This is a genomic window from Streptomyces filamentosus, from assembly GCF_014654895.1.
In the GTDB taxonomy this organism is placed as follows: domain Bacteria; phylum Actinomycetota; class Actinomycetes; order Streptomycetales; family Streptomycetaceae; genus Streptomyces; species Streptomyces filamentosus.
On sequence record NZ_BNBE01000001.1, the window covers coordinates 2,162,917 to 2,187,848 of the forward strand.

21 protein-coding genes are annotated in these 24,932 nt (G+C 74.9%); 5 read left to right on the forward strand and 16 right to left on the reverse strand.

The features are described from left to right. Positions 1-9: 9 nt before the first annotated feature. Entirely contained in the window at positions 10-1,584 is a 1,575-nt protein-coding gene (locus tag IE326_RS09640; RefSeq protein ID WP_190041292.1) for an AMP-binding protein, read from the reverse strand. A gap of 238 nt (positions 1,585-1,822) precedes the next feature. Continuing rightward, positions 1,823-2,761 carry an AraC family transcriptional regulator gene (locus IE326_RS09645; RefSeq protein WP_150230447.1) on the reverse strand — a complete coding sequence of 313 codons (939 nt, stop codon included), beginning with the start codon at positions 2,759-2,761 and terminating at the stop codon, positions 1,823-1,825. 115 nt (positions 2,762-2,876) lie between these two features. Here IE326_RS09645 and IE326_RS09650 point away from each other — a divergent pair, with 115 nt between their 5' ends. Then, a complete protein-coding gene (locus IE326_RS09650; protein ID WP_190041293.1) occupies positions 2,877-3,794 on the forward strand; it encodes an NAD(P)H-binding protein in 918 nt (305 codons plus the stop codon). A gap of 19 nt (positions 3,795-3,813) precedes the next feature. Here the strand turns inward: IE326_RS09650 and IE326_RS40600 are convergent, their stop codons facing one another. From IE326_RS40600 to IE326_RS09685, 7 genes are all read right to left on the reverse strand, one after another. Then, positions 3,814-4,458 (reverse strand): excalibur calcium-binding domain-containing protein, encoded by a 645-nt coding sequence (locus IE326_RS40600; RefSeq protein WP_229915264.1) that lies wholly within the window; start codon positions 4,456-4,458, stop codon positions 3,814-3,816. Positions 4,459-4,592: 134 nt separating this feature from the next. Next, positions 4,593-5,726, reverse strand: a complete 1,134-nt coding sequence (locus IE326_RS09660; RefSeq protein WP_150230443.1) for an acyl-CoA dehydrogenase family protein — start codon at positions 5,724-5,726, stop codon at positions 4,593-4,595. Continuing rightward, positions 5,723-7,615, reverse strand: a complete 1,893-nt coding sequence (locus IE326_RS09665) for an acetyl/propionyl/methylcrotonyl-CoA carboxylase subunit alpha (protein ID WP_190041294.1) — start codon at positions 7,613-7,615, stop codon at positions 5,723-5,725. Before IE326_RS09665 ends, IE326_RS09660 begins: the two co-directional genes overlap by 4 nt. A 7-nt stretch (positions 7,616-7,622) precedes the next feature. Then, positions 7,623-9,227, reverse strand: coding sequence for an acyl-CoA carboxylase subunit beta (locus IE326_RS09670; RefSeq protein WP_150230439.1), 1,605 nt, complete (start codon positions 9,225-9,227; stop codon positions 7,623-7,625). Further along, positions 9,224-10,999, reverse strand: coding sequence for an acyclic terpene utilization AtuA family protein (locus IE326_RS09675; protein ID WP_190041295.1), 1,776 nt, complete (start codon positions 10,997-10,999; stop codon positions 9,224-9,226). Before IE326_RS09675 ends, IE326_RS09670 begins: the two co-directional genes overlap by 4 nt. Then, positions 10,999-11,814, reverse strand: a complete 816-nt coding sequence (locus IE326_RS09680; RefSeq protein ID WP_190041296.1) for a TIGR03084 family metal-binding protein — start codon at positions 11,812-11,814, stop codon at positions 10,999-11,001. The genes IE326_RS09675 and IE326_RS09680 overlap by 1 nt, the downstream gene beginning before the upstream one ends. Before the next feature lie 100 nt (positions 11,815-11,914). Then, entirely contained in the window at positions 11,915-13,219 is a 1,305-nt protein-coding gene (locus IE326_RS09685; RefSeq protein WP_190041297.1) for a coiled-coil domain-containing protein, read from the reverse strand. A gap of 139 nt (positions 13,220-13,358) precedes the next feature. Between IE326_RS09685 and IE326_RS09690 the strand changes: the two genes are divergently transcribed. Both IE326_RS09690 and IE326_RS09695 read left to right on the forward strand, forming a co-directional pair. Further along, positions 13,359-13,580, forward strand: coding sequence for a hypothetical protein (locus tag IE326_RS09690; protein ID WP_150230431.1), 222 nt, complete (start codon positions 13,359-13,361; stop codon positions 13,578-13,580). A gap of 52 nt (positions 13,581-13,632) precedes the next feature. Next, complete coding sequence (locus IE326_RS09695; protein ID WP_150230429.1) at positions 13,633-14,205, forward strand: dihydrofolate reductase family protein; 573 nt, start codon at positions 13,633-13,635, stop codon at positions 14,203-14,205. A gap of 9 nt (positions 14,206-14,214) precedes the next feature. Here the strand turns inward: IE326_RS09695 and IE326_RS09700 are convergent, their stop codons facing one another. The 3 genes from IE326_RS09700 to IE326_RS09710 all read right to left on the reverse strand — a co-directional run bounded on the left by IE326_RS09700 (position 14,215) and on the right by IE326_RS09710 (position 16,946). Continuing rightward, positions 14,215-14,394, reverse strand: a complete 180-nt coding sequence (locus IE326_RS09700) for a DUF1272 domain-containing protein (protein ID WP_150230427.1) — start codon at positions 14,392-14,394, stop codon at positions 14,215-14,217. 555 nt (positions 14,395-14,949) lie between these two features. After that, a complete protein-coding gene (locus tag IE326_RS09705) occupies positions 14,950-15,621 on the reverse strand; it encodes a DUF4097 family beta strand repeat-containing protein (protein ID WP_190041298.1) in 672 nt (223 codons plus the stop codon). A 296-nt stretch (positions 15,622-15,917) separates the two neighbouring features. After that, entirely contained in the window at positions 15,918-16,946 is a 1,029-nt protein-coding gene (locus IE326_RS09710) for an EamA family transporter (protein WP_229915265.1), read from the reverse strand. A 138-nt stretch (positions 16,947-17,084) separates the two neighbouring features. Here IE326_RS09710 and IE326_RS09715 point away from each other — a divergent pair, with 138 nt between their 5' ends. Then, entirely contained in the window at positions 17,085-17,984 is a 900-nt protein-coding gene (locus tag IE326_RS09715; protein ID WP_190041299.1) for a LysR family transcriptional regulator, read from the forward strand. 137 nt (positions 17,985-18,121) lie between these two features. Here IE326_RS09715 and IE326_RS09720 read toward each other — a convergent pair whose 3' ends face one another. The 3 genes from IE326_RS09720 to IE326_RS09730 form a co-directional block, all read right to left on the reverse strand. Further along, positions 18,122-19,057: a DUF2199 domain-containing protein gene (locus IE326_RS09720; protein ID WP_190041300.1), complete on the reverse strand. Its 936-nt coding sequence runs from the start codon at positions 19,055-19,057 to the stop codon at positions 18,122-18,124. Positions 19,058-19,246: 189 nt separating this feature from the next. Beyond that, positions 19,247-19,852 carry an SMI1/KNR4 family protein gene (locus tag IE326_RS09725; protein WP_229915266.1) on the reverse strand — a complete coding sequence of 202 codons (606 nt, stop codon included), beginning with the start codon at positions 19,850-19,852 and terminating at the stop codon, positions 19,247-19,249. Beyond that, positions 19,849-22,716, reverse strand: a complete 2,868-nt coding sequence (locus tag IE326_RS09730; protein WP_190041301.1) for an FAD-binding and (Fe-S)-binding domain-containing protein — start codon at positions 22,714-22,716, stop codon at positions 19,849-19,851. The genes IE326_RS09725 and IE326_RS09730 overlap by 4 nt, the downstream gene beginning before the upstream one ends. Before the next feature lie 51 nt (positions 22,717-22,767). On the opposite strand from IE326_RS09730, the gene serC reads away from it, so the two are divergent. Beyond that, positions 22,768-23,886 carry a phosphoserine transaminase gene (gene serC / locus IE326_RS09735; RefSeq protein WP_150230417.1) on the forward strand — a complete coding sequence of 373 codons (1,119 nt, stop codon included), beginning with the start codon at positions 22,768-22,770 and terminating at the stop codon, positions 23,884-23,886. Here the strand turns inward: serC and IE326_RS09740 are convergent, their stop codons facing one another. Further along, positions 23,887-24,915 carry a helix-turn-helix domain-containing protein gene (locus IE326_RS09740; protein WP_229915267.1) on the reverse strand — a complete coding sequence of 343 codons (1,029 nt, stop codon included), beginning with the start codon at positions 24,913-24,915 and terminating at the stop codon, positions 23,887-23,889. Positions 24,916-24,932: the final 17 nt, after the last annotated feature.

Genomic DNA, 24,932 nt, shown 5'->3' on the forward strand with positions numbered 1-24,932 from the left:
TGCCGTTCCTCAGCTCTCTCGCAGCTCGCGCCGCAGGATCTTTCCGGAGGCGGCCCGGGGCACCGCGTCGATGAACTCGACGGCCCGGACCTTCTTGTACGGGGACACCCGGGCGGCCACGTGCGCCATGACGTCCTCGGCGGTGAGGCCGGGCGCGTCCGGCCGGCGCACCACGTACGCCTTGGGGACCTCCGCGCCGTCGGCGTCCGTCACCCCGATGACGGCGGCGTCGGCGACGCCCTCGTGGGTGAGGAGCAGGGCCTCCAGCTCGGCCGGGGCCACCTGGAAGCCCTTGTACTTGATCAGTTCCTTCACCCGGTCGACGACGTACAGCCAGCCGTCCCCGTCGACCCGCCCGACGTCGCCCGTGTGGACCCAGCCGTCCGCGTCGATCATGGCGGCGGTGGCGTCGGGCCGCCCCAGGTACCCCTTCATGACCTGCGGGCCCCGGATGGCGATCTCGCCCTCCTCGCCGGGGGCGGCGTCCTTCGACGGGTCGTCCAGGGAGAGGATCCGCAGCTCGGTGGAGGGCAGCAGCCTGCCCACCGTGCCGGGCGGCGGGTCCGCCACGTCGAGCGGGGTGACGTGGGTGCCCGGCGACAGCTCCGTCATGCCGTACGCCTGCCGCACCGGGGGCAGTCCGAGCCGGGCCGAGCACGCCTCCGCGAGGGCGGCGTCGAGCGGGGCGGCGGCGGAGACGACGTACTCCAGCGACGACAGGTCGTAGTCGGCGACGGTCGGGTGCTTGGCGAGCGCGAGGACGATCGGCGGAGCCACGTACAGGCCGTTGATGCGGTGCTTCTGGATCGCGCCGAGGAAGGCGTCGAGCTCGAAGCGCGGCAGGACGACGACGGTGGCGCCCTGCCGCAGCGGCGCGTTCATCAGGGCGGTGAGGCCGTAGATGTGGAAGAAGGGGAGCACGGCGAGGATGCGGTCCCCGGGGCCCATCGGGATGAACGGCTCCAGCTGCGCCAGGTTGGTGGCGATGGAGGCGTGGGTGAGCATCACGCCCTTGGGGACGCCGGTGGTGCCGGAGGAGTACGGGAGGGCGGCGACGTCCTCGCCGGGGTCGAAGTCGATCTCCGGCTCGGGGGCGGTCGAGCCGAGGAACGCCTGGAGCGAGCGGACGCCCGCCCCCTCGGGGGCCGCGTCGCAGACGAATATCTCCCGTACGCCGCCCGCGAGTTCGGCGGCGGCACGGGCGGCGGGCAGCAGCGGCGAGACGGTCACGATCCAGCGGGCGGCCGAGTCCCGCAGCTGCTTGGCGAACTCCTCGGGGGTGGCGAGCGGGTGGACGGTGGTGACGGAGGCGCCGGCGCGGGTGGCGGCGTAGAAGGCGACCGGGAACAGCACCGTGTTGGGGCTGTGCAGCGCGAGCACGTCGCCCTTGCGCACCCCGGCCTCGTCGAGCCCGGCCGCCACCCGCCGGTGGAAGGCGTCGACCTGGCCGTACGACAGCGACAGCTCTCCGGTCCCGTCGATCAGCGCGGGCGCGTCCCCGAAGGCGGCGGCGCCGCCGAGGACGGCGTCGTGGATGGGGAGGGACAGGGTGGAAACCGGCTCGTACGCGCTGTGGAACACCATGCGTGGCCCCCTGGAGAGGTGGAAGGTGGTCGCCAGGATCGCTGCTGCGGGCACTGCTTGGGGAGACCTTGGCAGCCGCCTTCGAAACAATCAAGCGTGCATGCATGGTTTAGCCGGGGGGTCCGGGCTCCGGAGGGAAGACACGGCTCCGGAGGGACGGCCCGGCTCCGGCGGGAAGACCCGGGCCCAGGCGGCCGGGGCTCACCGGAAGGCGGGCGGGAGCTCGGACGGCCGGGGCTCACCGGAAGGCCGGCCGGAGTTCCGACGGGCGGGTGTCGTGGACCCGCTTCAGGGCGGCGCTCAGCGCGAAGGGCGTGCGGTAGCCGACCTGGCGGGCGACCGCCGCGACCGTGGCGTCGGTACGGGCCAGCAGGTCGGCGGCCAGCGCCAGCCGCCAGTCCGTGAGGTACGCCATCGGCGGGCGCCCCACCAGCGCGGTGAAGCGGCGGGCCAGGGTCGCCCGGGAGACCCCGGCCTCCGCCGCCAGGGCGTCCACCGTCCACGGCCGCTCGGGCCGGTCGTGGATCAGCCGCAGCGCCCGGCCCGCCACCGGGTCGCCCAGCGCCCGGTACCAGCCGGGCGGACCGGCCTCCGGGCGGTCGAACCACTCGCGCAGGGTCGACAGCAGCAGGAGGTCCAGCAGGCGGTCCAGCACGGCCTGCTGGCCCGGCGCGTCCCGGCCGGTCTCCACGGCGGCCAGCTCCAGGACCGGGTCCGGCGCGTCGCGCGGGACCAGCAGGACGTGCGGCAGGGCGCCGAGCAGCCGCTCCGAGACCCGGCCGGTGGCCTGGTAGGAGGCGGTGAGCAGCACGGTCGGGCCGTCCTCGCTGTTGCCGCAGGTGCGCAGGCCCAGGACGACGTCCTCGCCGATGTCGCGGCCGTCGGCCGTCGTGCAGCGGTCGGGGTGGACGACGAAGAGCGGCGGGAAGGCGGCGCACGGGTCGTCCGCGATCGAGAACGGCGCGGGCCCCGTCACGACCGCCACGTCCCCGGCACCGAGCCGCACCGGCGCCGCGCCGTCCTCCGGCACGATCCAGCCGTCCCCGCGCAGCAGCGTCACCAGGGTCAGCGCACCCTCGTCGGCGAAGCGCACCGCCCACGGCGGCTCCAGCAGGTTCCGGCCGAACAGGGCGCCGCAGGAACGGACTTCCTGGAGGAGGCTGGTGAGCGGGTCCATGGGGCCAGTCTAGGAAGGGCCGTGCGGGGGCGGGCGTCCGTCGTGAGACGGATGCGCATCCCCCTGAGCTCCTGGACCATTCCGGCGCCCGCCCGCCCCCGGTTTGACTGAACGCATGACGAACAGCACCCCGAAGAACCCGAATCCGATCCCGAACACGACCCCGGTCCCGAATCCGACCCCGAACCCGAACCCGATCCCGGGCCGGCACCCGGTCCTGGTCCTCGGCGGCACCGGCAAGACCGGCCGCCGCGTGGTCTCCCGGCTGCGGCAGCGCGGCCAGGAGGTCCGCGTCGCCGCCCGCAAGGGCCCCGTCCGCTTCGACTGGACCGACGAGAACACCTGGGAGCCCGTCCTCGACGGCGTCCGCGCGGCCTATCTCGTCGACTCGATGACCGCCGACGCCGGGGACCTCATGCGGGAGTTCGCGAAGCTCGCGGCGGCCCGTGGGGTCGAGCGGCTGGTGCTGCTCTCGCACCGCGACTGGGTCGCCGCCGAGGGCGAGGAGAAGCTGCCCTGCGAGCGGGCCGTGCGCGAGTCCGGCGCCGCCTGGACCCTCCTCAAGCCCTCCTGGTTCTCCCAGAACTTCAGCGAGGACGCCTTCTTCCGGGGCCAGGTCCTCGACGGCGAGCTGGGGTGGGCGACCGGCTCCGGCACCGAGGCGTTCGTCGACGCCGACGACATCGCGGACGTGGCGGTGGCCGCCCTCACCGAGGACGGCCACGCCGGGGCGGAGTACCCGCTCACCGGGCCGCGCCTGCTCTCCCTGGCCCAGGTGGCGGAGGAGATCTCCCGCGCCACCGGCCGGGAGGTCTCCCACCGGGCCGACACCCCCGAGGAGTTCGCGGCCCGCGCCGCCCGCGCGGGCGTGCCGGACGACTTCACCGCCCTGCTGAACCTGCTCTTCGGCTGGATCGCCGAGAACCGTTTCGCGGAGCTCGCGGACGGCGTCCAGCGGGCGCTCGGCCGCGAGCCCCGCGACTTCGCGGAGTACGTCAGGTCCACGGCCGTGACGGGGGTGTGGACGCCCTGAGCCGACGGGCCCGGCCGGGTCACTCGCAGGCGACGCCGTCGCCGTCGCGGTCGAGGTGACGGCCGTAGCCCGGCTCGCCCACGTGGATGGGGTCGGCGCCCGCGGCACGGACGGCCGTGCAGTTGGCGTAGTACGGCGCGGGGTCCGGCTCCGGCTCGGCCGTCTCCGCCGGCCGGGTCGTCGGGGCCGGCGGCTTCGGCTTGGGCGTGGCCGGCTTCGGGGTGGTGGGCGCGGGCTTCGGCGCCTCGGTCGTGGGCTCGGGCGTCGTCGGGTCGGGCGTCGGGGCCTCGGTCGTCGGCTCCGGGGTGGGCGTGGGCGCCTCGGTGGTGGGGGCCTCGGTGGTCGGCTCGGGCGTCGGGGCCGGCGCCTCGGTCGACGGCTCCTCCGTGGGGGTCGGGGTGGCCGGGGCCGTCACGGCGGGCTTCGGGTCGCCCGCGCCCGGCTCCTCCGGCGGGTCCATGACCATCACCACCACGAACCACAGGGCGGACAGGACGGTCGCCACGGTCTTCGTCCGGTTCGTCCACCGCCCGAGCCAGGCCAGGACGATGCCCACGGGCGGGAGGAGGACGAGCAGGGTGACGATCAGCGCCGGGTGCTGCCACCAGCGTCTGGGCGGCTGCCACGCCGGGGCGGGCTGGTACGGGTTCTGCTGGGGGTGCACGCGCGGCTCCGGGGACGGGAAGGGGGACGGCGGCGCCGTACGGGGCACCGTGGCCGTGGATCGTACACACGACCTTCACAACCGGGGACCCGTACGGCACGGCCTTCACGGCCCGGTGGCTCCGAACCGCCGTTTCAGTACGACTTGGGCAGCCCCAGGGAGTGGATCGAGACGTAGTTCAGGATCATCTCCCGGCTGACGGGGGCGATCCGGGCCACCCGGGAGGCCGTCACCAGCCGGGCCAGGCCGAACTCCTTGGTGAGGCCGTTGCCGCCGAGGGTGTGGACGGCGGTGTCGACCGCCTTCACGCACGCCTCGGCCGCCGCGTACTTCGCCATGTTGGCGGCCTCGCCCGCGCCGAGGTCGTCGCCCGCGTCGTACAGCTTCGCCGCCTTCTGCATCATCAGGCGGGCGAGTTCGAGCTCGATGTGGGCCTGGGCGAGCGGGTGCGCGACGGCCTGGTGGGAGCCGATGGGCGCCTTCCAGACCTGTCGCTCCTTGGCGTAGCCGACGGCCCGGTCGAGGGCGTAGCGGCCCATGCCGATCGCGAAGGCGGCCGTCATGATCCGCTCCGGGTTGAGGCCCGCGAAGAGCTGGAGCAGTCCCGCGTCCTCGTCGCCGACGAGCGCGTCCGCCGGCAGGTGCACGTCGTCGAGGGTCAGCTCGAACTGCTTCTCGTCCGCGTCGAGTTCCATCTCGATGTGCCGGCGGCCGAAGCCCGGGGTGTCGCGCGGGACGATGAAGAGGCACGCCTTGAGGCTGCCGGTGCGGGCGTCCGAGGTGCGGCCGACGATCAGGGTCGCGTCGGCGATGTCGACGCCGGAGACGAAGACCTTCCGGCCGTTCAGGACCCAGCCGTCCTCGGTGCGGGTGGCGGTGGTGGTGATGCGGTGCGAGTTGGAGCCCGCGTCGGGTTCGGTGATGCCGAAGGCCATCGTCCGCGTGCCGTCCGCGAGGCCGGGCAGCCAGGCCGCCTTCTGCCCGTCCGTGCCGAAGCGGGAGATGACCGTGCCGCAGATCGCGGGCGAGACGACCATCATCAGGAGCGGTGCCCCGGCCGCGCCCGCCTCCTCCAGGACGATGGACAGTTCGGCCATGCCGCCGCCCCCGCCGCCGTACTCCTCCGGCAGGTTCACCCCGAGGTAGCCGAGCTTGCCGGCCTCGGCCCACAGGGCCGCCCGGTCGAAGCCGGGTCCGTGGCGGCGGCCGAGCGCGGCGACGGCGGCGCGGAGTTCGGTGTGCTCCCGGGGCTCGATGTCGGTGCTCATGCTGTCTGGTCCTCCTGTGCGTCGGTGTGCACGGCTGCTTCGGTCTGTACGACGGCGAGCAGGGCGCCGACCTCGACCTGGTGGCCGGGGGCGGCGTGGAGCGCGGTGAGCGTGCCGGAGGCGGGGGCGGTGACCTTGTGCTCCATCTTCATCGCCTCCAGCCAGAGCAGGGGCCGTCCGGCCTCGACGCGGTCGCCGACGGCCAGGCCGTCCGCGAGCCGGACGACGGTGCCGGGCATGGGCGCGAGGAGGGAGCCGGGGAGGGTCCGCTCGCGCGGGTCGGTGAAGCGGGGGCGGGCGGCGAGCCGGTGGGGGCCGACGTGGACGACCCCGGGGCCGTACGAGCGCGGCTCGAAGTCCCGTACCACTCCAGCCACTTCGAGCCGTACGCGGTCGGGCGCCGCGCTCACGACGCGGACCCCCTCGGGGGCGAGGACCTCGAAGCCGCCGTCCCTCAGGGGGCGGTAGCGGACCTCGTGGCCGCCATACTCCCTGACCTCGTCCTGCGAGCGGACGTTCCGCCAGCCCCCGCCGAAGCGGCCGGAGTTGCGGGAGGCTTCGGCGAGGGCGGCGGCGACCGCCGCGCAGGGTCCGCCGTCCGGGGGGACGGCGAGGGCGGTCAGGTTCCGTCCGTAGAAGCCGGTGTCGAGCCGCCGCACCTCCCGGAACTCCTCGTGCCGCAGCGAGGCGACGAGGAGGTCGCGGTTGGTGGCCGGGCCGTGGATCACGGCCCGCTCCAGGGCGTGGACGAGCCGGCGGACGGCCTCCGCGCGGGTCGGCGCGTGGGCGACGACCTTGGCGAGCATGGCGTCGTAGTGCACCGGCACGGTGTCCCCGGAGGCGTACCCGGTGTCGACGCGCACGCCCGGCACACCGAAGGCGTGCAGCCGGCCCGTCTGCGGGGCCCAGTCCGCCGCCGGGTCCTCCGCGTACAGCCGGGCCTCGACCGCGTGGCCCCGGGGGGCGGGCGGCTCCGGCGGCAGCGGGGCGCCCTCGGCGACGGCGATCTGGAGGGCGACGAGGTCGGTGCCGTACACCTCCTCGGTCACCGGGTGCTCGACCTGGAGGCGGGTGTTCATCTCCAGGAAGTGCGCCCGGCCGTCCGCGACCAGGAACTCCACGGTGCCCGCGCCGACGTAGCCGACGGCCTTCGCCGCCGCCGCCGACCGCTCGTACAGCTCCTCCGCCAGCGCGGGCGGCAGACCGGGCGCCGGGGCCTCCTCGATCACCTTCTGGTGGCGGCGCTGGAGGGAGCAGTCGCGGGTGCCGAGCGTCCACACCGTGCCGTGGGCGTCGGCGAGGACCTGCACCTCGACGTGCCGGCCGTCCTCCACGTACGGCTCGACGAACACCTCGCCGTCCCCGAAGGCGCTCTCCGCCTCCGCCGACGCCGCCCGCAACGCCCCTTCCAGATCGGCGAGTTCGCGGACGATCCGCATGCCGCGACCGCCGCCGCCCGCCGCCGCCTTCACCAGCACGGGCAGGTCGGCCGCCGTGACGTCGCGCAGGGGCTCGATCCCCAGCAGCTCCTTGGCCCGGGTCTTCGACGCCATCGCCTCGATGGCCTCCGGCGGCGGCCCGATCCAGCGCAGGCCCGCCTCCGTCACGGCCCGCGCGAAGGCGGCGTTCTCGGAGAGGAAGCCGTAGCCGGGGTGGACGGCGTCCGCGCCCGCCGCGAGCGCCGCCGCCACCACCAGGTCCCCGCGCAGGTACGTCTCCGAGGGCGACGCCCCCGGCAGCCGTACCGCCGTGTCCGCCTCCCGCACGTGCAGGGCTCCGGCGTCGGCGTCGGAGAAGACGGCGACGGTCGCGATGCCCAGCTCGCGGCAGGTGCGGAAGACGCGGCAGGCGATCTCGCCGCGGTTCGCGACCAGGACGGTCGAAATCATCAGGGCCTCACATTCGGAAGACGCCGAAGCCGCCGCGCGCGCCCTCGACCGGTGCCGTGTGGATCGCGGACAGGCACAGCCCGAGGACCGTGCGGGTGTCGCGGGGGTCGATGACCCCGTCGTCGTAGAGCAGGCCGGAGAGGAAGTGCGGCAGCGACTCGGACTCGATCTGCGCCTCGACCAGGGCCCGCAGCCCGGCGTCCGCCTCCTCGTCGTACGGCCGCCCCTTCGCCGCCGCCGACGCCCGCGCCACGATCGACAGGACGCCCGCGAGCTGCTGCGGCCCCATGACGGCGGACTTGGCGCTGGGCCAGGCGAAGAGGAACCGGGGGTCGTACGCCCGCCCGCACATGCCGTAGTGCCCGGCGCCGTAGCTCGCCCCCATGAGGACGGACAGGTGCGGGACCTTCGAGTTCGACACCGCGTTGATCATCATCGCGCCGTGCTTGATGATGCCGCCCTGCTCGTACTCCTTGCCCACCATGTAGCCGGTGGTGTTGTGGAGGAACAGCAGCGGGATGTCCCGCTGGTTCGCCAGCTGGATGAACTGGGCGGCCTTCTGCGACTCGGCGGAGAACAGCACTCCCTGCGCGTTCGCGAGGATCCCCACCGGATAGCCGTGCAGCCGCGCCCAGCCGGTGGTGAGGCTGGGCCCGTACAGCGGCTTGAACTCGTCGAAGTCGGAGCCGTCGACGATCCGAGCGATCACCTCGCGCGGGTCGAACGGCTTCTTGAGGTCGCCGGGCACGATCCCCAGCAGTTCCTCGGCGTCGTACTTCGGCGGCTCGACCGCCGACGGGTCCGGATCCGGGTGCGCCTTGCGGTGGTTGAGCCGGGCGACGATCCGGCGGGCCTGCCGGATCGCGTCGGCCTCGTCCACCGCGTAGTGGTCGGCGAGCCCGGACACCCGCGCGTGCATCGCCGCGCCGCCCAGCGACTCGTCGTCGCTCTCCTCGCCCGTCGCCATCTTCACCAGCGGCGGCCCGCCGAGGAAGACCTTCGACCGCTCCTCGATCATCACCGTGTGGTCGGACATGCCCGGCACGTACGCCCCGCCGGCCGTCGAGTTGCCGAAGACGACCGCGACCGTCGGGATGCCGGCGGCGGAGAGCCGGGTGAGGTCGCGGAAGAGCGCCCCGCCCGGGATGAAGATCTCCTTCTGCGAGGGCAGGTCGGCGCCGCCGGACTCGACCAGCGAGATCACCGGGAGCCGGTTGGCGTACGCGATCTCGTTGGCCCGCAGCGCCTTCTTCAGCGTCCACGGGTTGGAGGCGCCGCCGCGCACGGTCGGGTCGTTGGCCGTGACCAGGCACTCGACGCCCTCCACCACCCCGATGCCGGTGACGAGCGACGCCCCCACCTGGTAGGAGCTGCCCCAGCCGGCGAGCGGCGACAGCTCCAGGAACGGCGAGTCCGGGTCGAGCAGCAGCTCGATCCGCTCCCGGGCCAGCAGCTTGCCCCGCTCCCGGTGCCGGGCCGTGTACTTCTCGCCGCCGCCCGCGAGGGCCTTGGCGTGCTCCGCGTCGAGGGCGGCGAGCTTCTCCAGCATGGCGGCGCGGTGGTCCGCGTGGTCGGGCCCGGTGGGGTCGAGGGCGGAGGCGAGGACGGTCACGGGGTTTCCTCCCGAGGGCCGGGGCGGACGGTCGCGGAGTCGGTCGGTGAAGCCGGTGAAGCCGGGGAAGCGGTCGCGGGGGTCAGCAGTTCCTCCGGTACGTCCAGGTGCCGGGAGCGGAGCCATTCGCCGAGGGCTTTGGCCTGCGGGTCGAAGCGGGCCTGCGAGGCGACGCCCTCGCCGAGCAGTCCGGCGACGGTGAAGTTCAGCGCCCGCAGGTGGGGCAGCACGTGCCGGGTGACGTCCGACCCGGCCGTCTCCGGCAGGAGTTCGCGGAAGCGGTCGACGGTGAGGGCGTGCGCGAGCCACCGCCACTCCGCGTCCGTCCGCACCCACACGCCGACGTTCGCGTCCCCGCCCTTGTCGCCGCTGCGGGCGCCCGCGACCCGCCCCAGCGGGGCACGGACCACGGGCCCCCCGGGCAGCGGCGGCGGCAGGTCCGGCTCGGGCACGGGCTCCAGGACCCGCGTCGCGGGCGGTACGGGGACGGGCAGGCGGGTCCCGTCGGGCAGCACGGCCGTGTGCGGGACGTCGGCGGCGGGCACGTACGCCGTCTCGAAGACGCCGTAGGGGGCGCCCCGGCCGGGCGGCGCGGTGACGTGGAAGCCGGGATAGCTCGCGAGGGCCAGCTCGATCGCGGCCCCCGTCAGGGCCCGGCCCACCTTCTCCGGGTCCTGGTCGCGGACGACGAGCCGGAGCAGGGCGCTCGCGGTCTCCTCGGTCGCCGCGTCCTCGCGGTCGGTGCGGGCCAGCTCCCAGCGGACCTCGGCGGGCGGGTCCTGCGCCAGGGCCTCGTGGAGCTGCGCCCGGACGAGCGCGGCCTTGGCGTCGACGTCGAGGCCGGTGAGGACGAAGACGACCTCGTTGCGGTGCCCGCCGAGCCGGCAGCGGCCCGCCTTGAGCACGGGCGGCGGCGCCTCGCCCCGCACCCCGTGGATCCGCACCCGGTCGGGCCCCTCCTGCGCGAGCCGCACGGTGTCGAGCCGGGCGGTCACGTCGGGCCCGGCGTAACGGGCGCCGGAGGTCTCGTAGAGGAGCTGTGCGGTGACGGTCCCGACGTCGACGAAACCGCCGGTGCCGGGGTGCTTGGTGACGACCGCCGACCCGTCCTCGTACAGCTCGGCGAGGGGGAAGCCGGGGCGCAGGACGTCGGCGGGACGGTCCGTGAAGAAGGCGTAGTTGCCGCCGGTGGCCTGGGTGCCGCACTCCAGGACGTGGCCGGCGACGACGGCCCCGGCGAGCCGGTCGTACTCCTCCGGGCCCCAGCCGAAGTGCCACTGCGCGGGCCCGGTGACGAGCGCCGCGTCCGTGACCCGGCCGGTGACGACGACGTCCGCGCCGGCCGCGAGGCAGGCGGCGATCCCGGCTCCGCCCAGGTAGGCGTTGGCCGTCAGGACGCCGGGCCCCGGCGGCAGCGCGTCGCCCTCGACGTGCGCCACGCGGGTCGGCAGCCCGAGCTTCGCGGCCAGCTCGCGCAGGGCGTCCGCGAGCCCGGCCGGGTTGAGCCCGCCGGCGTTGGCGACGATCCGGGTGCCGCGCTCGTGGGCGAGCCCCAGCCCCTCCTCCATCTGCCGCAGGAAGGTCTTCGCGTACCCCCCGGCGGGGTCCTTGAGGAGGTCCCGGCCGAGGATCAGCATGGTCAGCTCGGCGAGGTAGTCGCCGGTGAGGACGTCGAGCCGGCCGCCGGTCAGCATCTCGCGGACGGCGGAGAAACGGTCGCCGTAGAAGCCGGAGGCGTTCCCGATGCGGAGCACCGCGCCCTCCCCCGGCATCACGCCCCTCCCCCGGTCCCGGCGGGCCGCCCGGCCCCGGCGGGCCTTCCGGCCCCGACGGGTCCGGCGAAGGCCTGGGCGATGCGGAGCCAGTGCTCGGCGCCGGCGCCCTCGGCGCGGAGCGCGGTGTCGTCGCGGTGCACCCGCTGGGTGACGAGGAGGCAGAACTCGAGCGCGTCGCCGGTGACGCGCTGGGCGGCGTCCTCGGGGCCGTACGCCCACAACTCGCCCTCCGGCGATACGAGTTCCACCCGCACCGGCTCCCCCGGCGGCTGTTCGCCCCGCACCAGGTAGGCGTAGTCGCGGGCCCGGTGCCCGATCCAGGCGACGTGCCGCAGCCGGGCGGTGGGCTTCCGTACGACTCCGAGGGCGTCGGCCACGTCCTGCCCGTGCGCCCAGGTCTCCATCAGCCGGGCGGTGGCCATCGCCGGCGCGCTCATCGGCGGCCCGTACCAGGGGAACCGCCCGCCGGCCGGCACCCCCCGCAGCGCCTCCTCCAGCCGCTCCCGCCCCTCCCGCCAGCGGGCCAGCAGCTCGCCGGGCGGCAGCGCGGCCCCCTCCTCGGCCCCGCCGTCCACGAACCGCTCGGGCGCGGCGAGCGCTTTCTCCACCTCCGCCGCGAAGCCGTCGCCGTCGGTGATCGCGAGCAGCGCGGCCCGGTCCGTCCAGGCGAGGTGGGCGATCTGGTGCGCCACGCTCCACCCCGGCGCGGGCGTCGCCCGCCTCCACTGCTCCTCGCTCAACTCGCTGACGATCGCGTCGAGTTCGCCGCCTTCGGCACGCAGGTCGACGAGGACGTCTGCGGGGTCGGACACGGTGCGCTCCCCTCGGGAGGACGGGCCTGAGGAGTGGGAGCATGGCAGCGATCCGGGAAACAATCAAGCGTGCTTGCTTGGATTGGGGCGGACGGGCCCGTCAGCAGTTGGGGAGGGCGACGTCCTCCAGGACGTCGAGGACGGAGGCGGGAAAGAGGTAGCCCACCGTGGAGTCGTCGGATGTCACGATCTGGAAGCCCGCCACGCCGCCCCGCTCCGAAAAGAAAGGGGCACCCGTGAGCGACCGGTCGAAGCCGCCCTCCACACGCAGGAGGCCGTTCGTGCGCCCTTTGAGATCCACCAGGCACGAGTAGGGCCCATGGGGGTTCCGCGTGCTCACGAGGAGGCGGGAGCCGATCGGGGGCTTCCGGTCGAGGCGCACCGGACTCGCGGGCGGCGGCACAGGGACCATGAGCTCCAGCACGAGCAGGCTGGCGCCACCTCTCTCCAGACCAGTCGCCTCGTAGACGTGCCGCACCGATGCCGCCACGGTCCGCTCGCCCACCGAGACGGTCCGGAACAAACCCATCGCATCCACCCGCACGTGCCGGGGGACCACCGCGACCACTGTCCGCTCGTCGACCAGCAGGCCGTTGAAGAACCCATCGGCCCCGTGGGTGACCTGCACGCTGAGCGCCGCAGCGGCCTCCTCGTCCATCGGCGCCGGACCCTGGTGGACGTTCACCACGTTGCCCTCGCCGCCGACCCGGAAGTTGTACGTACGGGAGGCGCCCCGCTCCACAGGCGCAGCCGACACCCCCTCGGCCTCCGCCACCTCCGTCCCACCCCCCTCCACGGACGCCGCCTCCGCCTCCGCCAGCCGCCGCTCCAGCCCCTCGCACCGCTCCTCCGCCAGGCGGTGCAGCTCGCGGACCCGGGCCAGCTCCTCCTCCAGGTCCCGGATCTCCGCGCGCAGGCGGGCGTACTCGCCGGAGTCGGCGGACGGCTCCGCGCGCAGCTCCCGCACCTGGAGCGCGAGGTCGCGGATGCGCCGCTCGCGGTCGTCCAGGGCCTCCTCAAGGCGCCGCGCGCTCCTGGCCGCGCGCTGCGCCTCGTCGTCGGCCTCCGCCAACTGCACTTCCAGGAGCCGGACCTTGTGGACGGGGCCCTTGGCCGCGTACAGGGCGGCCCGGTGCAGCGCGCGGAGCATCGCCACGGTCTCCTCCGTCGGGGCCTCGGCGCCCCGCGCCTCCGCCACGTCGCCCAGCAGGTTCCGGACGAAGTCCCAGTGCGGGACGCGCAGCCCGCTGAAGTAACGGGAGACGGCGCCGGAGTCGTACGACCTCCGGATCGCGTACCGGCGCATCGACAGCGGTGCGAGGCCCTCGAAGAGCTGCCGCAGCGCCGTGGCCAACTCCCGTGCCTCCGGAGGCACTTCCTGCCCGAACGGCTTCAGCCCGGTCATCCGCCCACCCCTCTCCCGGCGGGTGCTGCCGATGCCTCCGCAGCACCGCTGCACCTCCCGCAGCGCCCCGCTCCCCCGCGAGTCTGGCCCAGGAGACAGCCTCCGCACACCGGAACCGGACAACCGGACAGGAGCCACCATGGCCACGCCCCGCACGCCCCGCGCCCTCGATCCCGTCGTCTTCCTCGCCGTGCTCGGCACGGCCGTCCTCCTGGTCCTGCGCGGGACCGATCCCGCGACCCTGACCACGGTCACGGTGGCCGTGTCGGGGCTGTACGCGGCCTGGCGGGGGCAGGCCGGACCGCCGCGGAAGGACGACACGGCCGGGACCGATGAGTTTCCGCCGGAGCAGCGGTCCTAGATCATGAACGCGACACCGCGAACCGTTTCAGCAGAGGAACCGAGGAACCGACATGCGCACTCTCATCAGCTCCGCCTTCGTCTCCCTCGACGGTGTCGTCGAGGCCCCCGGAGGCGAGGAGGGCTACCGGAACGCCGGCTGGACCTTCAAGGACGTCGAGTTCCTGCCGGAGGCGTACGAGCTCAAGGGCCGCGAACAGCAGGAGGCGACGGCGATGCTCCTCGGCCGGGTCAGCTACGAGGCGTTCAGCCCCGTGTGGCCGGGCATGGCGGACTTCGCCGACTACAAGGAGATGCCGAAGTACGTCGTCTCCACCACCCTCACCGACGACGGCCTCGTCTCCGACTGGGGGCCGACGACGATCCTGCGCACCCTGGACGAGGTCGCCGCCCTGAAGGAGACCGAGGGCGGCCCGATCATCGTGCACGGCAGCGCGTCCCTGAACCGCGCCCTCTCCGACGCCGGCCTGATCGACCGCTACCACCTGCTGGTCTTCCCGCTGCTCCTCGGCGCCGGCAAGCGCCTCTTCAGCACCACGGACAAGGACGCCCAGAAGCTGAAGGTCGTCGAGCACGAGACGTACGCGAACGGCGTCCAGAAGCAGGTCCTCGACGTCGTCCGCTAGGCCGCGTCCTCACCCCGCGCGGCGCGGGCGGGGGACCAGCTCGCCGCCACAGTTGGGGCAGGTCCCGGACATCTCCTCCGTACAGGGCACGCAGAAGGTGCACTCGTAGGAGCAGATCCGGGCGGGGCCGTCGGCCGGCAGGGCCGTCGTCTCGCAGCGTTCGCAGCGTTCGCGCATCTCAAGAGCCATGGCTCCATGATCGACGGGGTCCGGGACCGCCGAAACAGGGCGTCGGCCAGAGATCGACAGGATCGGGCCGGGGCGGTGGGGGCGGGAGGGTGTCGTTCCGGCGGCCCGGCGGCGGCGGACGGATGACGGCCACCCCGGAATCCCGCCCCCGCGTTGCGTGCGGCCGCCGCCGCGACCCTGGGCAGTCACGCGGTCGGCGTACGGGCGGGGGCGGGGGAAACGGCATGGCCTGGTGGGAGTACCTGATCGCGCCCCTCGGGCTGCTCCCGGGGGCTCCCCTCCTGTCCCGGTCCGCGCACGCCCGCGCCGACCGGCGACCCGGCCGCCCGGTTCGCCGGCCTGTCGTTCCTCCCGGGCGGGGCGCACTCCCTCGTCCACACCCTGGTCCGCGAGCGGCGGGCCCGGCCGGAGGCGTACGCGTGACGGCCGCCCGCCCCGCCGGGGGACGGCCGGCGGGGCGGGCGGGGTTCGTCGTGCCGGACGGCTCGCCGGCACGGGTGAAGCGGGTTCGTTCCCTGCACAGTCGCCGGCTCGGTTCCTGGCTCCGTCACCGGGTCAGTTGCTGTGGGCGGTGATGTCGCCGTGGGAGGTGGTGGCGCGGATGGTGAGGCCCGCGCCCTTGCCCTCGGCGTTCTGGAGGGAGTTGGCGATGCGGCCGTAGGCGGTGCCGGCGTCGAGGACGGCGGAGGTGCCGCGGGCGGCGCCGACCGTGATGGAGCCGGACTGGGTGGCGAGGACGACCGTCCCTGCGGTGGCCTCGGCGACGCGCAGGTCGCCGCGGGCGGTGGCGAGTTCGGCCGAGCCGCCCAGGCGGCCGACGGAGATGTCGCCGTCCTGGAGCGTGAGGCGCGCGGTGGCGGCCTCGTCCAACTTGACGGGCCCCTGGGCGCTGTCGAAGGCGACGTCCCCGAGCCGGCCGACGCCCCGCAGCTCCCCGGCGGCGGTCTTCGCCACGACGGAGGACCCGGCGGGCAGCTGGACGGTGATCTCGACGACGCCCGAGGCACCGAAGAGCCGGTTCTCGCCCTCCGGGGCGGTGATCTCCAGGACCCCTCCGGCGAAGGAGACCGCGACCTCGCCGGCGGCCTTCACGTCCCGGGACTTGGAGGCGTCGGCGGGGCGGACGTCGACGGTGGTGTCGGCCCGGTCGGCCGCGATCAGGCGGAGGTGGCCGGCGGGGACGGCGATGCGGGCGGCGATCGGGGCGGTGGTGGCGAAGGTCTGCATGATGTCTGCTCCTCTGAAGCGGCGCCGGCGTTTCCGACACGGGAAAAGCTACGTTGCTTTCCAAGGTGCTGCAACTACTTCGTTGCATCACGATGGCATTTATGCAGCTCAAGCAAGCAATTTCATTGCAATGGGCTCAGAATTGACGCAACGGCATATGCCGGAGCGTTGCAATAGGAAGAGAGTGAACGCTATGCCGGGGGCCCGGCGGGGCCCCGGCGGCGGAAACGCGTCGGCCGGCACCCGGAGTGATCCGGGTGCCGGCCGAGGAGAGGTCGCGGAAAGGAAGCCGGGGGCTACGGGGTGGGGGCGGCCGCCCTCTGGCTGCGCACCGCGCCGACGCTCGCGCCGATCACCAGGGCGATGGCGAGGCCGTCCGTGAGGGACAGCGCCTGGTGCAGGACGAAGAAGCCCGCGCCCGCCGCGATGGCCGGTTCCAGGCTCATCAGGACGGCGAAGGTGGGGGCGGGCAGGCGGCGCAGGGCGAGGAGTTCGAGGGTGTACGGCAGCACCGACGAGAGCAGTGCGACGCCGAGGCCCAGCGCGATCGTCGACGGCACCAGCAGCGCGCCGCCCGCGTCGGCGATGCCCAGCGGCAGGCTGAGGACCGCGCCGAAGGCCATCGCGAGCGCCAGGCCGTCCGCCTGCGGGAAGCGGCGGCCCGTACGCGCGCTGAAGACGATGTACGCGGCCCACATGGCGCCCGCCGCGAGCGCGAAGCCCGCACCGAGCGGGTCCATCCGGTCGAAGTCCCCGCCGAGCAGGGCGACCCCGCCGAAGGCGAGGCCCGCCCAGAGGAGGCTGACGAGCCGGCGCGAGGCGATGACGGACAGGACCAGCGGCCCGAGCACCTCCAGGGTGACGGCGGCGCCGAGCGGGATCCGGTCGATCGACTGGTAGAAGAGGACGTTCATGCCCGCCATGGCGGTGCCGAAGGCGACGACCGTCCCCCAGTCGGCCCGGCCGTACCCCCGCACCTTGGGCCGGCAGACCAGCAGCAGGACGAGCGCGGCGAGCACGAGCCGCAGCGTGACCACGCCGAGCGCGCCCGCCCGGGGCATCAGCAGCACGGCGACGGCCGACCCGAACTGGACGGAGAGCCCGCCGGCCACGACGAGCGCGACGGGACCGAGACGGCGGGCCCCCCGGGGGGCGGACGCTCGCGGAGCGGACGCCTGCGGGGGCGCGGCGGGGGCCGGGGCAGGGCCCGTACGCGCGTCCGCGCCCGCAGCCGCACCCGCACCCGTGCTCGCGACCGCGACCGCCGCCGCCGCCGGGGCCGATGCCACTCCCGCCGCTCCCGCCGCCTGGCTGTCCACGACCACCACCACTCCTCCCCGGCCCTTCCCCGGGCCGGACCGCAAGTTCACTCCACTAAACCCTCAGTCCAGAGTAGTGCACTGTTTCGCATCCTGACGAACGGATTCCGCTTCCACGCTACGGAGCCCCGCGCGGCAGCGGAAATGCCGATCTTCCTGCGGTTATGCTCCACAGACATGACCGTGAGCATCGAGCTGCGCCACCTCCGCTGCTTCCTCGCCATCGCCGAGGAGGAGAACCTCACCCGCGCGGCGGCCCGCCTCCACCTCACCCAGCCGGCCGTCTCCCGCACCCTCGCCGCGCTCGAACGGCACCTCGGCGCGCGGCTCGTCGACCGTTCCACGCACCACCTCGCCCTCACCGCCGAGGGCCGGGCCTTCCGGGAACGGGCCGCCGCCGCCCTCGCCGCCTTCGACGCCGCCGTCGACCCGGCCCGGCTGCGCCGCCGCCCCCTGCGCCTCGGGCACGCGTGGTCGGCCTTCGGCCCGTACACCACCCCGCTCCTGCGGCGCTGGCAGCGCGAACACCCCGAGACCCCGCTCGAACTCCTCCGCGTCGACGACCGCACCGCCGGCCTCGCGCGCGGCCAGGTCGACGCGGCGCTGCTGCGCGGCGCCGTGGAGGCGCCGGGCCTGGTCACCGCCGAACTCACCACGGAGGCGAGGGTCGCCGCGCTCCCCGCCGACAGCCCCCTCGCGGACCGCCCCGGCCCCCTCTCCCTCCTCGACCTCGCGGACGAGACCGTCGTCCTCAACACCGTCTCCGGCACGACCGCCCTCACCCTGTGGCCGCCGCCCGCCCGCCCCACCCGCACCCTCACGGTCGCCAACACCGACGACTGGCTCACCGCCATCGCCGCCGCCCGTGGCGTGGGCGTCTCCTCCGCCTCCACCGCCGCCCTCCACCCCCACCCCGGCGTCACCTACCGCCCCCTCCCCGGCGCCCCGCCCCTCCCGGTCCTCCTCGCCTGGCGCGACGCCTTCCCCCACCCGGCCACGGAGGCGCTGATCGCCATGGCGCGGGAGATCGTGCGGGGTTCCTGAAGCGTGCCCGCCGGCCGGTGGAGCGGGGCCCGGCTCGCGGCGCGCGAGAGCGGACCTGACGGCGTGAAACCGGACCACGGCGTGAAGCCGCACCGGACCGGGAGGCCCCGGCCACCGCACGCTTCAGGAGCCCCCGCTCAGGCCGCGTCCTCCCCGCGCCGCCGCTGCAAGGAGCGCCAGACGTGCCGGGCCCAGGCGTGGTGCCCGGGGGTCTCGTAGGAGCAGAAGAGGCCGGCTGCGGCGCCGTCCGGTTCCACGGCGTACGCGGTCAGTTCGTGGCGGGTACGGCCGGTGTCCTCCGGCGTCTGCCAGAAGGCGTACCGTACGCCTCCGCCCGGCAGCCGCTCCGTGTGCCGCTGCCCCTCCGGCACCTCGGGCGCACCCTCCAGCAGCGCCGCGAGGAAGTCCTCGGCGGTGCGGCCCGGCTCGTCGTCCTGGAACAGCCCCACGGCCACGCTGCGGTCCTGCGCCACGAACTGGTCCGCGCCGTTCTCGAAGCGCGCGGAGAAGCCCGCCGTCCGCTCCACCCACCAGCCCTCGTCCAGATCCGTCCGCACCGCGACCGGCAGCGGGTGCGGGAAGCGCGCCAGGACGTCGTCACGGTCCCACGTCTCCCCCAGCAGCCGTACGGCCTCCGGGTCGCGCCCCTCCGCGAAGTACGGCAGCTCCTCGGCCTCCCGGACCCGCGCCGTGAACTCCGCCCCCAGCACCGCCTCGCCCCACGGCCGCACCGCGTTCGCGAGGCGCCCGCGCACGACCAGCTCCGGGTACGCCGCCTCGTCCTCCCAGACCTCGGCGGCCCGCAGGAACGTCTCCTCGTCTGTTTCCAGCCATGCGCCGAGCATCAGCTCGGTCTCCCCCGTCAACTGCACCGGCAGCAGGCAGCGCACGAAGAACCCCGCCCCCTCCAGCGCCAGCAACGCACTGGGCCCCGGCGACCGCCGAGCCTCTTCGGGCAGGTCAAAGGCAATGTCCGGCAGACCGAAGCGAACGTCGATCCGCTTCTCCTCAGCGAGCGCGTCACCGCAGCAGGCGCAGGCGGCGGGGGCGGAAAGTGGTGCGGGGTTGTTCATCCCCGCACCTTAAACCGCTCAGATCCGGCCGCACGCCGCCGCCTTCGCGAAGGCCGCGAGGACGACGGGGCCGCCCGGATCGGGGCGCGGGAGGTGTCCTTGGAGTCGCGGACGGCGACGTGGGAGACGCGTTCCGATCAGAACAGACGGCCGTACGTTCCCCGGCCCTTGCCGGTGCCTCACGGCCCGTCACGGACCCGTCAGCCACGCCCCGTACCAGGCGCGGAAGCCGGGGCTGACCGGCGTGAAGCCGCCCCAGTCCGGGTCCAGCGTCCAGATCTCGCCCGCGTGGGGGCCGTTCAGGACCAGGCGGTCGTACGTGCCGCAGCCGTGCTCGGCGAGGGTGAGCGTGCCGGGGGTGACGTCCTCGGGGCGGGCGAGCGGGCCGGGAAGGGGTCCGGCGAGGGGGAACGGGGCGGCGAGGCGGCCGGGGAGGCGGTCCTCCCGCCACTCGTCGTCCACGGCCCACCCGTCGTCCGCGTCGCCGGTCTCCGAAGCGGCCTCCGGGCGGGGGGCCGTCAGCGGCAGCAGGCCGTGGGCGGGGCCCGCCGGGCCGTCGCCGGCCGCCGCGACGAAGGAGCGGTACTCCGGGGGCAGGGCGATGCCGTGGGCCTCCTCGAAGGCCCGGATCGCGGCCTCCGGCAGCGGGGGCGTCAGCGCGTACCGGTGGGTGCGCGCGCCGAAGCGTGCGAGGGCGGGGTCCCCGGCAGCCTTCTCCCGCACCCGCGCGCGGACGGCGGGGCCGTCCCAGCCCACACCGCTCCCGGCCCCGCTCCCGCTCCGGGTCGTGCTCAAGGCGTCTCCCTCCCGTCGAAGCCCTCCTCCAGGGCCTCCGCCAGTGTCTCCGCCAGGTGGCGGGCCCTCCTGCCGGTGAGTTCCTCGATCTGGGTGCGGCAGGAGAAGCCGTCGGCCAGGAGCTCCGCCGTGGCCGGGGCCGTGCGGAGGGCGGGGAGGAGCTGGTCCTCGGCGCAGGCCAGGGAGACCTCGTGGTGGCCGGGTTCGAAGCCGAAGTTGCCGGCCAGGCCGCAGCAGCCGCCCGCCAGGGGGCCGGTCAGTCCGGCGGCCTCCCGGAGGCGGCGGTCGGGCGCGTCGCCGAGGACGGCGTGCTGGTGGCAGTGGGTCTGGCCGGCGGCCGGGCGGTCGAGGAGGGGCGGGGTCCAGTCGGGGGCCAGGGTCTCCAGGGCCTCGGCGAAGGTGAGGACCGACGCCGCCAGGCGGGCCGCCCTCGGGTCGTCGGGGAGCAGTTCGGGGAGGTCGGTGCGGAGGGTCGCCGCGCAGGAGGGTTCGAGGACGACCACGGGCAGCCCCGCGACCGTCCTCACCCCCTCCGCCCCCTCCATCACGTCCAGTGTCCTCCGCATCACCCGCCGCGCCGCCCCCAGCTGTCCCGTCGACACGTACGTGAGGCCGCAGCAGACGCGGCCCTCGGGGAGCCGTACGCCCAGGCCGGCGTCCTCCAGGACGCGGACGGCGGCGCGGCCGGTGCGGGGGGAGAGGTGGTCGGTGAAGGTGTCCGGCCAGAGGGTGAGGTCCGGGGTGCGGGCGGAGGCGCGGTCGGCGAACCAGGAGGTGAAGGTGCGGTCCGCGACCCTCGGGAGGGTCCGCTCCGGGGCGACCCCGGCGAGGCGGGCGGCGAACGGCAGCCGCAGGGCCGCGTTCAGGCCGCGCCCGAAGAGGTCGAGCCAGTGCGGCAGCCGGCCCATGGTCCAGTGGGAGCGGGGGCGGCGCAGCAGTCCGCCGATCCCCGCGTGGTGGCGGTCCAGGAACTCCGCCTTGTACGCGGCCATGTCGACGCCCACCGGGCAGTCGCTGCGGCAGCCCTTGCAGGACAGGCAGAGGTCCAGCGCCTCCCGGACCTCCTCCGAGCGCCAGCCGTCGGTGATCACCTCGCCGAGGGCCATCTCGTGGAGGAGGCGGGCCCGGCCCCGGGTGGAGTGCTTCTCCTCGCCCGTCGCCCGGAAGGACGGGCACATGACCGCGTCGCCCGTGCCCGGGCCCTCGGCCCGGCACTTGGCGACCCCCACGCACCGGGCCGCCTCCCGCCCCAGCGCCACCAGCGGCAGCCCGGCGGAGCCCGGCCCCCCGGAGCCACGACCCCCGGAGCCCGGCCCCTCGAAGCCCAGCCCCTCGAAGCGCAGCCCGGAGTCCAGGGGCTCGGGGCGGACCAGCATGCCGGGGTTGAGGCCGCCGTCCGGGTCCCACAGGTCCTTCACCTCACCGAAGAGGGCGACCAGTTCGTCCCCGTACATCTTCGGCAGCAGCTCCGCCCGCGCCTTGCCGTCGCCGTGTTCGCCGGAGAGGGAGCCGCCGTGGGCGACCACCAGGGCGGCGACGGCCTCCGAGAAGCGGCGGAAGTCGCGTACGCCTGCGGGCGTCCACAGGTCGAAGTCGACGCGGACGTGGACGCAGCCGTCGCCGAAGTGCCCGTACGGGGTCCCCCGCAGGCCGTGGTCGGCGAGCAGCGCGCGGAAGTCCCGGAGGTACGCGCCGAGCCGGGCGGGCGGCACCGCGCAGTCCTCCCAGCCGGGCCACGCCTCCCCTCCGCCGGGGACGCGGGTGGCGGTCCCGGCGGCGTCCTCGCGGATCCGCCACAGGGCCCGCTGCCCGGCCGGGTCGCGGACGACCGCCGCGTCGAGCGCGTCGGCGGCCCGCACGAGGTCCCGGGCCGCGTCCTCCCCGTCGACCTCGCAGAACAGCCACGCGCCGCCCCTCGGCAGGTCCTTCGCCGCCGGTCCGACGAGGTCGGCGGCCATGCCCTCGACGGTCAGCGGGCCGTACGCCAGGAGGCCCGCCGCCGCGTCGGCCGCCGCCGTCTCGTCGGGGTGGCCGAGGACGACGAGGACGGGGTCGGCGGGGAGCGGGACGAGGCGGACCGTCGCCTCCGTCACCACGCCGAGGGTGCCCTCGCTGCCGACGAAGGAGCGGACGACGTCGCGGCCGTTCTCGGGGAGCAGCGCGTCGAGGGCGTAGCCGGAGATGCGGCGGGGCAGGCCGGGCGGGTAGCCGGTGCGGAGGAGGGCGAGGTTCCGGTCGACCAGGTCGAGGAGGCCGGGCGGCGCGCCCCGTCCGTCCTTCCCCAGCGTCAGCCTCCCGCCTCCGTGGGTCATCACTTCCAGTGAGCGGACGTTGTCGGCGGTGGTGCCCCAGGCGACCGAGTGCGCCCCGCACGCGTTGTTGCCGATCATGCCGCCGAGGGTGCAGCGGCTGTGGGTGGACGGGTCGGGGCCGAAGGTCAGCCCGTGCGGGCGGGCGGCGTCCCGCAGGCGGCCGAGGACGAGGCCGGGGCGGACGACGGCGGTGCGCTCGCGGGGGTCGAGGGAGACGATTCCGGCCATGTGCCGTGTGAGGTCGAGCACGACGCCGGTGCCGGTGGCCTGGCCGCCGATGGAGGTGCCGGCGCCGCGCGGGACGACGGGGACGCCGTGCGCCCGGCAGACCTCCAGGACCGCGGCGACGTCGTCGGCGTCGCGCGGCGCGACCGTACCGGCGGGCACGCGGCGGTAGTTGGAGGCGTCCATGGTCGCGAGGGCCCGCGCGGAGGCGCCGAAGTCGACGTCCCCCGCGACGGCGGACCTGAGGTCGGCGGCGAGTTCCCGGTGTGTGCCTTCGTCTGTTCCCACGACGCAAGGATGTCTCGTCGCTCGTCCTTTTCGTCTCATCCGGCGGACATCCCGAGACCGGGCCCTTCCCGAACCGATACCCTCCGGCTCGTGGCCGACATCCAGATTCCCGCTGACATCAAGCCCGCAGACGGTCGTTTCGGCGCGGGCCCCTCCAAGGTGCGTACGGAGGCGCTGGACGCCCTGGCCGCCACCGGCACCTCCCTCCTCGGCACGTCCCACCGCCAGGCTCCGGTCAAGAACCTGGTCGGCGAGGTGCGTGCCGGCATCTCCGAACTCTTCTCGCTGCCCGAGGGCTACGAGGTGATCCTGGGCAACGGCGGCTCCACCGCCTTCTGGGACATCGCGACCCACGGCCTGATCGAGAACAAGTCGCAGCACCTCACCTTCGGCGAGTTCTCCTCCAAGTTCGCGAAGGCCGCGAAGCTGGCCCCGTGGCTGGCCGAGCCGACCGTGATCTCCTCCGACCCGGGCACCCACCCGGAGCCGGTGGCCGAGGCGGGCGTCGACGTCTACGCGTACACCCACAACGAGACCTCGACCGGTGTCGCCGCCCCGGTCAAGCGGGTCGCGGGCGCCGACGAGGGCGCGCTCGTCCTCGTGGACGCGACCTCCGGCGCGGGCGGCCTCCCGGTCGACATCGCCGAGACGGACGTCTACTACTTCGCCCCCCAGAAGTCCTTCGCCGCCGAGGGCGGCCTGTGGCTGGCGGCGTTCTCCCCGGCCGCCCTGGAGCGCGCGCAGCGGATCCACGCCTCGGGTCGGCACGTCCCGGAGTTCTTCTCGCTGCCGACGGCGATCGACAACTCGCTGAAGAACCAGACGTACAACACCCCCGCCCTCTCGACCCTCTTCCTGCTCAACGAGCAGCTGAAGTGGATCAACGGCCAGGGCGGTCTGGACTGGGCGGTGGCGCGCACCAAGGAGTCCTCGGACGCGCTGTACACGTGGGCGGAGGAGTCCAAGCACGCCTCCCCGTTCGTGACGGACCCGGCGAAGCGCTCGCAGGTCATCGGCACGATCGACTTCTCCGACGAGGTCGACGCGGCGGCGGTCGCGAAGGTGCTCCGCGCCAACGGCATCGTGGACACCGAGCCCTACCGCAAGCTGGGCCGCAACCAGCTGCGGATCGCGATGTTCCCGGCGGTCGACCCGGCGGACGTGCGGGCCCTGACGGCCTGCGTCGACCACGTCATCGAGCGCCTCTGATCACGCACCCGTGACGGGAGGAGGAGGGTCCGGCGTCGCGCCGGGCCCTCCTTCCGTCGTACGGGGCCGCCCCGCGAGGCGCCGGTACTCCCCCGGCGGCAGCCCGTACGCGCGGCGGAAGGCGCGGTTGAAGTCGGCGGGGTGGCGGTAGCCCCGGCGGGCCGCGAGGGCGGCGACGGTGTGCCGGGCGAGGCGGGGGTCGGCGAGGTCGGCGCGGACGCGTTCGAGGCGGAGCCGGCGGATGCGGGCGGCGACGGTCTCCGGCTGGTCCTCGAAGAGCCGGTGCAGCAGCCGCACCGAGATGTGGTGGTGGGCCGCGACCGTGGCCGGATCCAGGCCGGGATCGGAGAGCCGGGCGTCGATGAAGGCCCGGATCCGGGCCACCAGGACCTCCCGGCGGGTCTCCTCGGGCAGCGGCGCGGTGCTGTCGGTGGCGGTCGCGAGGTAGGCGGAGGCCAGGGCGAGGGTGGCCGCGCCCAGCCGGTGCAGCTCGGCCGCGTCGGCCCGGCCCGCCAGGGCCCGCAGTCCGGAGACGTACGAGGCGAGCAGGGTGCCGGAGACGGTGCCGGCGGGCAGTGCGGTGCCGAGCAGGGCGTCCGCCCGGTCCCGCGGCACCGGCAGCAGGTCCCGGCGCAGCGGGATCAGGCTCACCCGGGACAGCCGGTCCTCCCCCTCGTCGAAGAACTCGCAGGCGAGCGGGTGCGAGGTGTCGAAGAGCCCCATGCTCCCCGCGGCGAGCAGGGCCGTGTTGCGGCGCTGCTCGATGCCGACGGCGGTGCCGTGGACGAGGAAGAGGAAGTACCGCTCCGGGTCGCCCCGCCGGATGTGGGCCGCCGCCCGGCGCGCCGACATCGGGGAGAAGGAGAAGCCCGACAGGCCGGTGTCACCCAGCGGGACGGAGGTGGCGGTGGCGCGGAACCGGTCGTCGGCGTACGGGGTGCTGAGCGAGACGGGCATGACCAGCTCGCCGACCATGTGGGTCCACTGGTCGAAGCCCTCCCGGGCGCGGAGACGGACGGTGGCGGGCACGGAGGCATTGTCCGCGC

Coding starts and splice junctions, on each gene's coding strand:
- IE326_RS09640 (WP_190041292.1), bottom strand. CDS start 1,584: ATGGTGTTCCACAGCGCGTACGAGCCGGTTTCCACCCTGTCCCTCCCC.
- IE326_RS09645 (WP_150230447.1), bottom strand. CDS start 2,761: ATGGACCCGCTCACCAGCCTCCTCCAGGAAGTCCGTTCCTGCGGCGCC.
- IE326_RS09650 (WP_190041293.1), top strand. CDS start 2,877: ATGACGAACAGCACCCCGAAGAACCCGAATCCGATCCCGAACACGACC.
- IE326_RS09660 (WP_150230443.1), bottom strand. CDS start 5,726: ATGAGCACCGACATCGAGCCCCGGGAGCACACCGAACTCCGCGCCGCC.
- IE326_RS09665 (WP_190041294.1), bottom strand. CDS start 7,615: ATGATTTCGACCGTCCTGGTCGCGAACCGCGGCGAGATCGCCTGCCGC.
- IE326_RS09675 (WP_190041295.1), bottom strand. CDS start 10,999: ATGCCGGGGGAGGGCGCGGTGCTCCGCATCGGGAACGCCTCCGGCTTC.
- IE326_RS09685 (WP_190041297.1), bottom strand. CDS start 13,219: ATGACCGGGCTGAAGCCGTTCGGGCAGGAAGTGCCTCCGGAGGCACGG.
- IE326_RS09690 (WP_150230431.1), top strand. CDS start 13,359: ATGGCCACGCCCCGCACGCCCCGCGCCCTCGATCCCGTCGTCTTCCTC.
- IE326_RS09695 (WP_150230429.1), top strand. CDS start 13,633: ATGCGCACTCTCATCAGCTCCGCCTTCGTCTCCCTCGACGGTGTCGTC.
- IE326_RS09700 (WP_150230427.1), bottom strand. CDS start 14,394: ATGGCTCTTGAGATGCGCGAACGCTGCGAACGCTGCGAGACGACGGCC.
- IE326_RS09705 (WP_190041298.1), bottom strand. CDS start 15,621: ATGCAGACCTTCGCCACCACCGCCCCGATCGCCGCCCGCATCGCCGTC.
- IE326_RS09715 (WP_190041299.1), top strand. CDS start 17,085: ATGCCGATCTTCCTGCGGTTATGCTCCACAGACATGACCGTGAGCATC.
- IE326_RS09720 (WP_190041300.1), bottom strand. CDS start 19,057: ATGAACAACCCCGCACCACTTTCCGCCCCCGCCGCCTGCGCCTGCTGC.
- IE326_RS09730 (WP_190041301.1), bottom strand. CDS start 22,716: ATGAGACGAAAAGGACGAGCGACGAGACATCCTTGCGTCGTGGGAACA.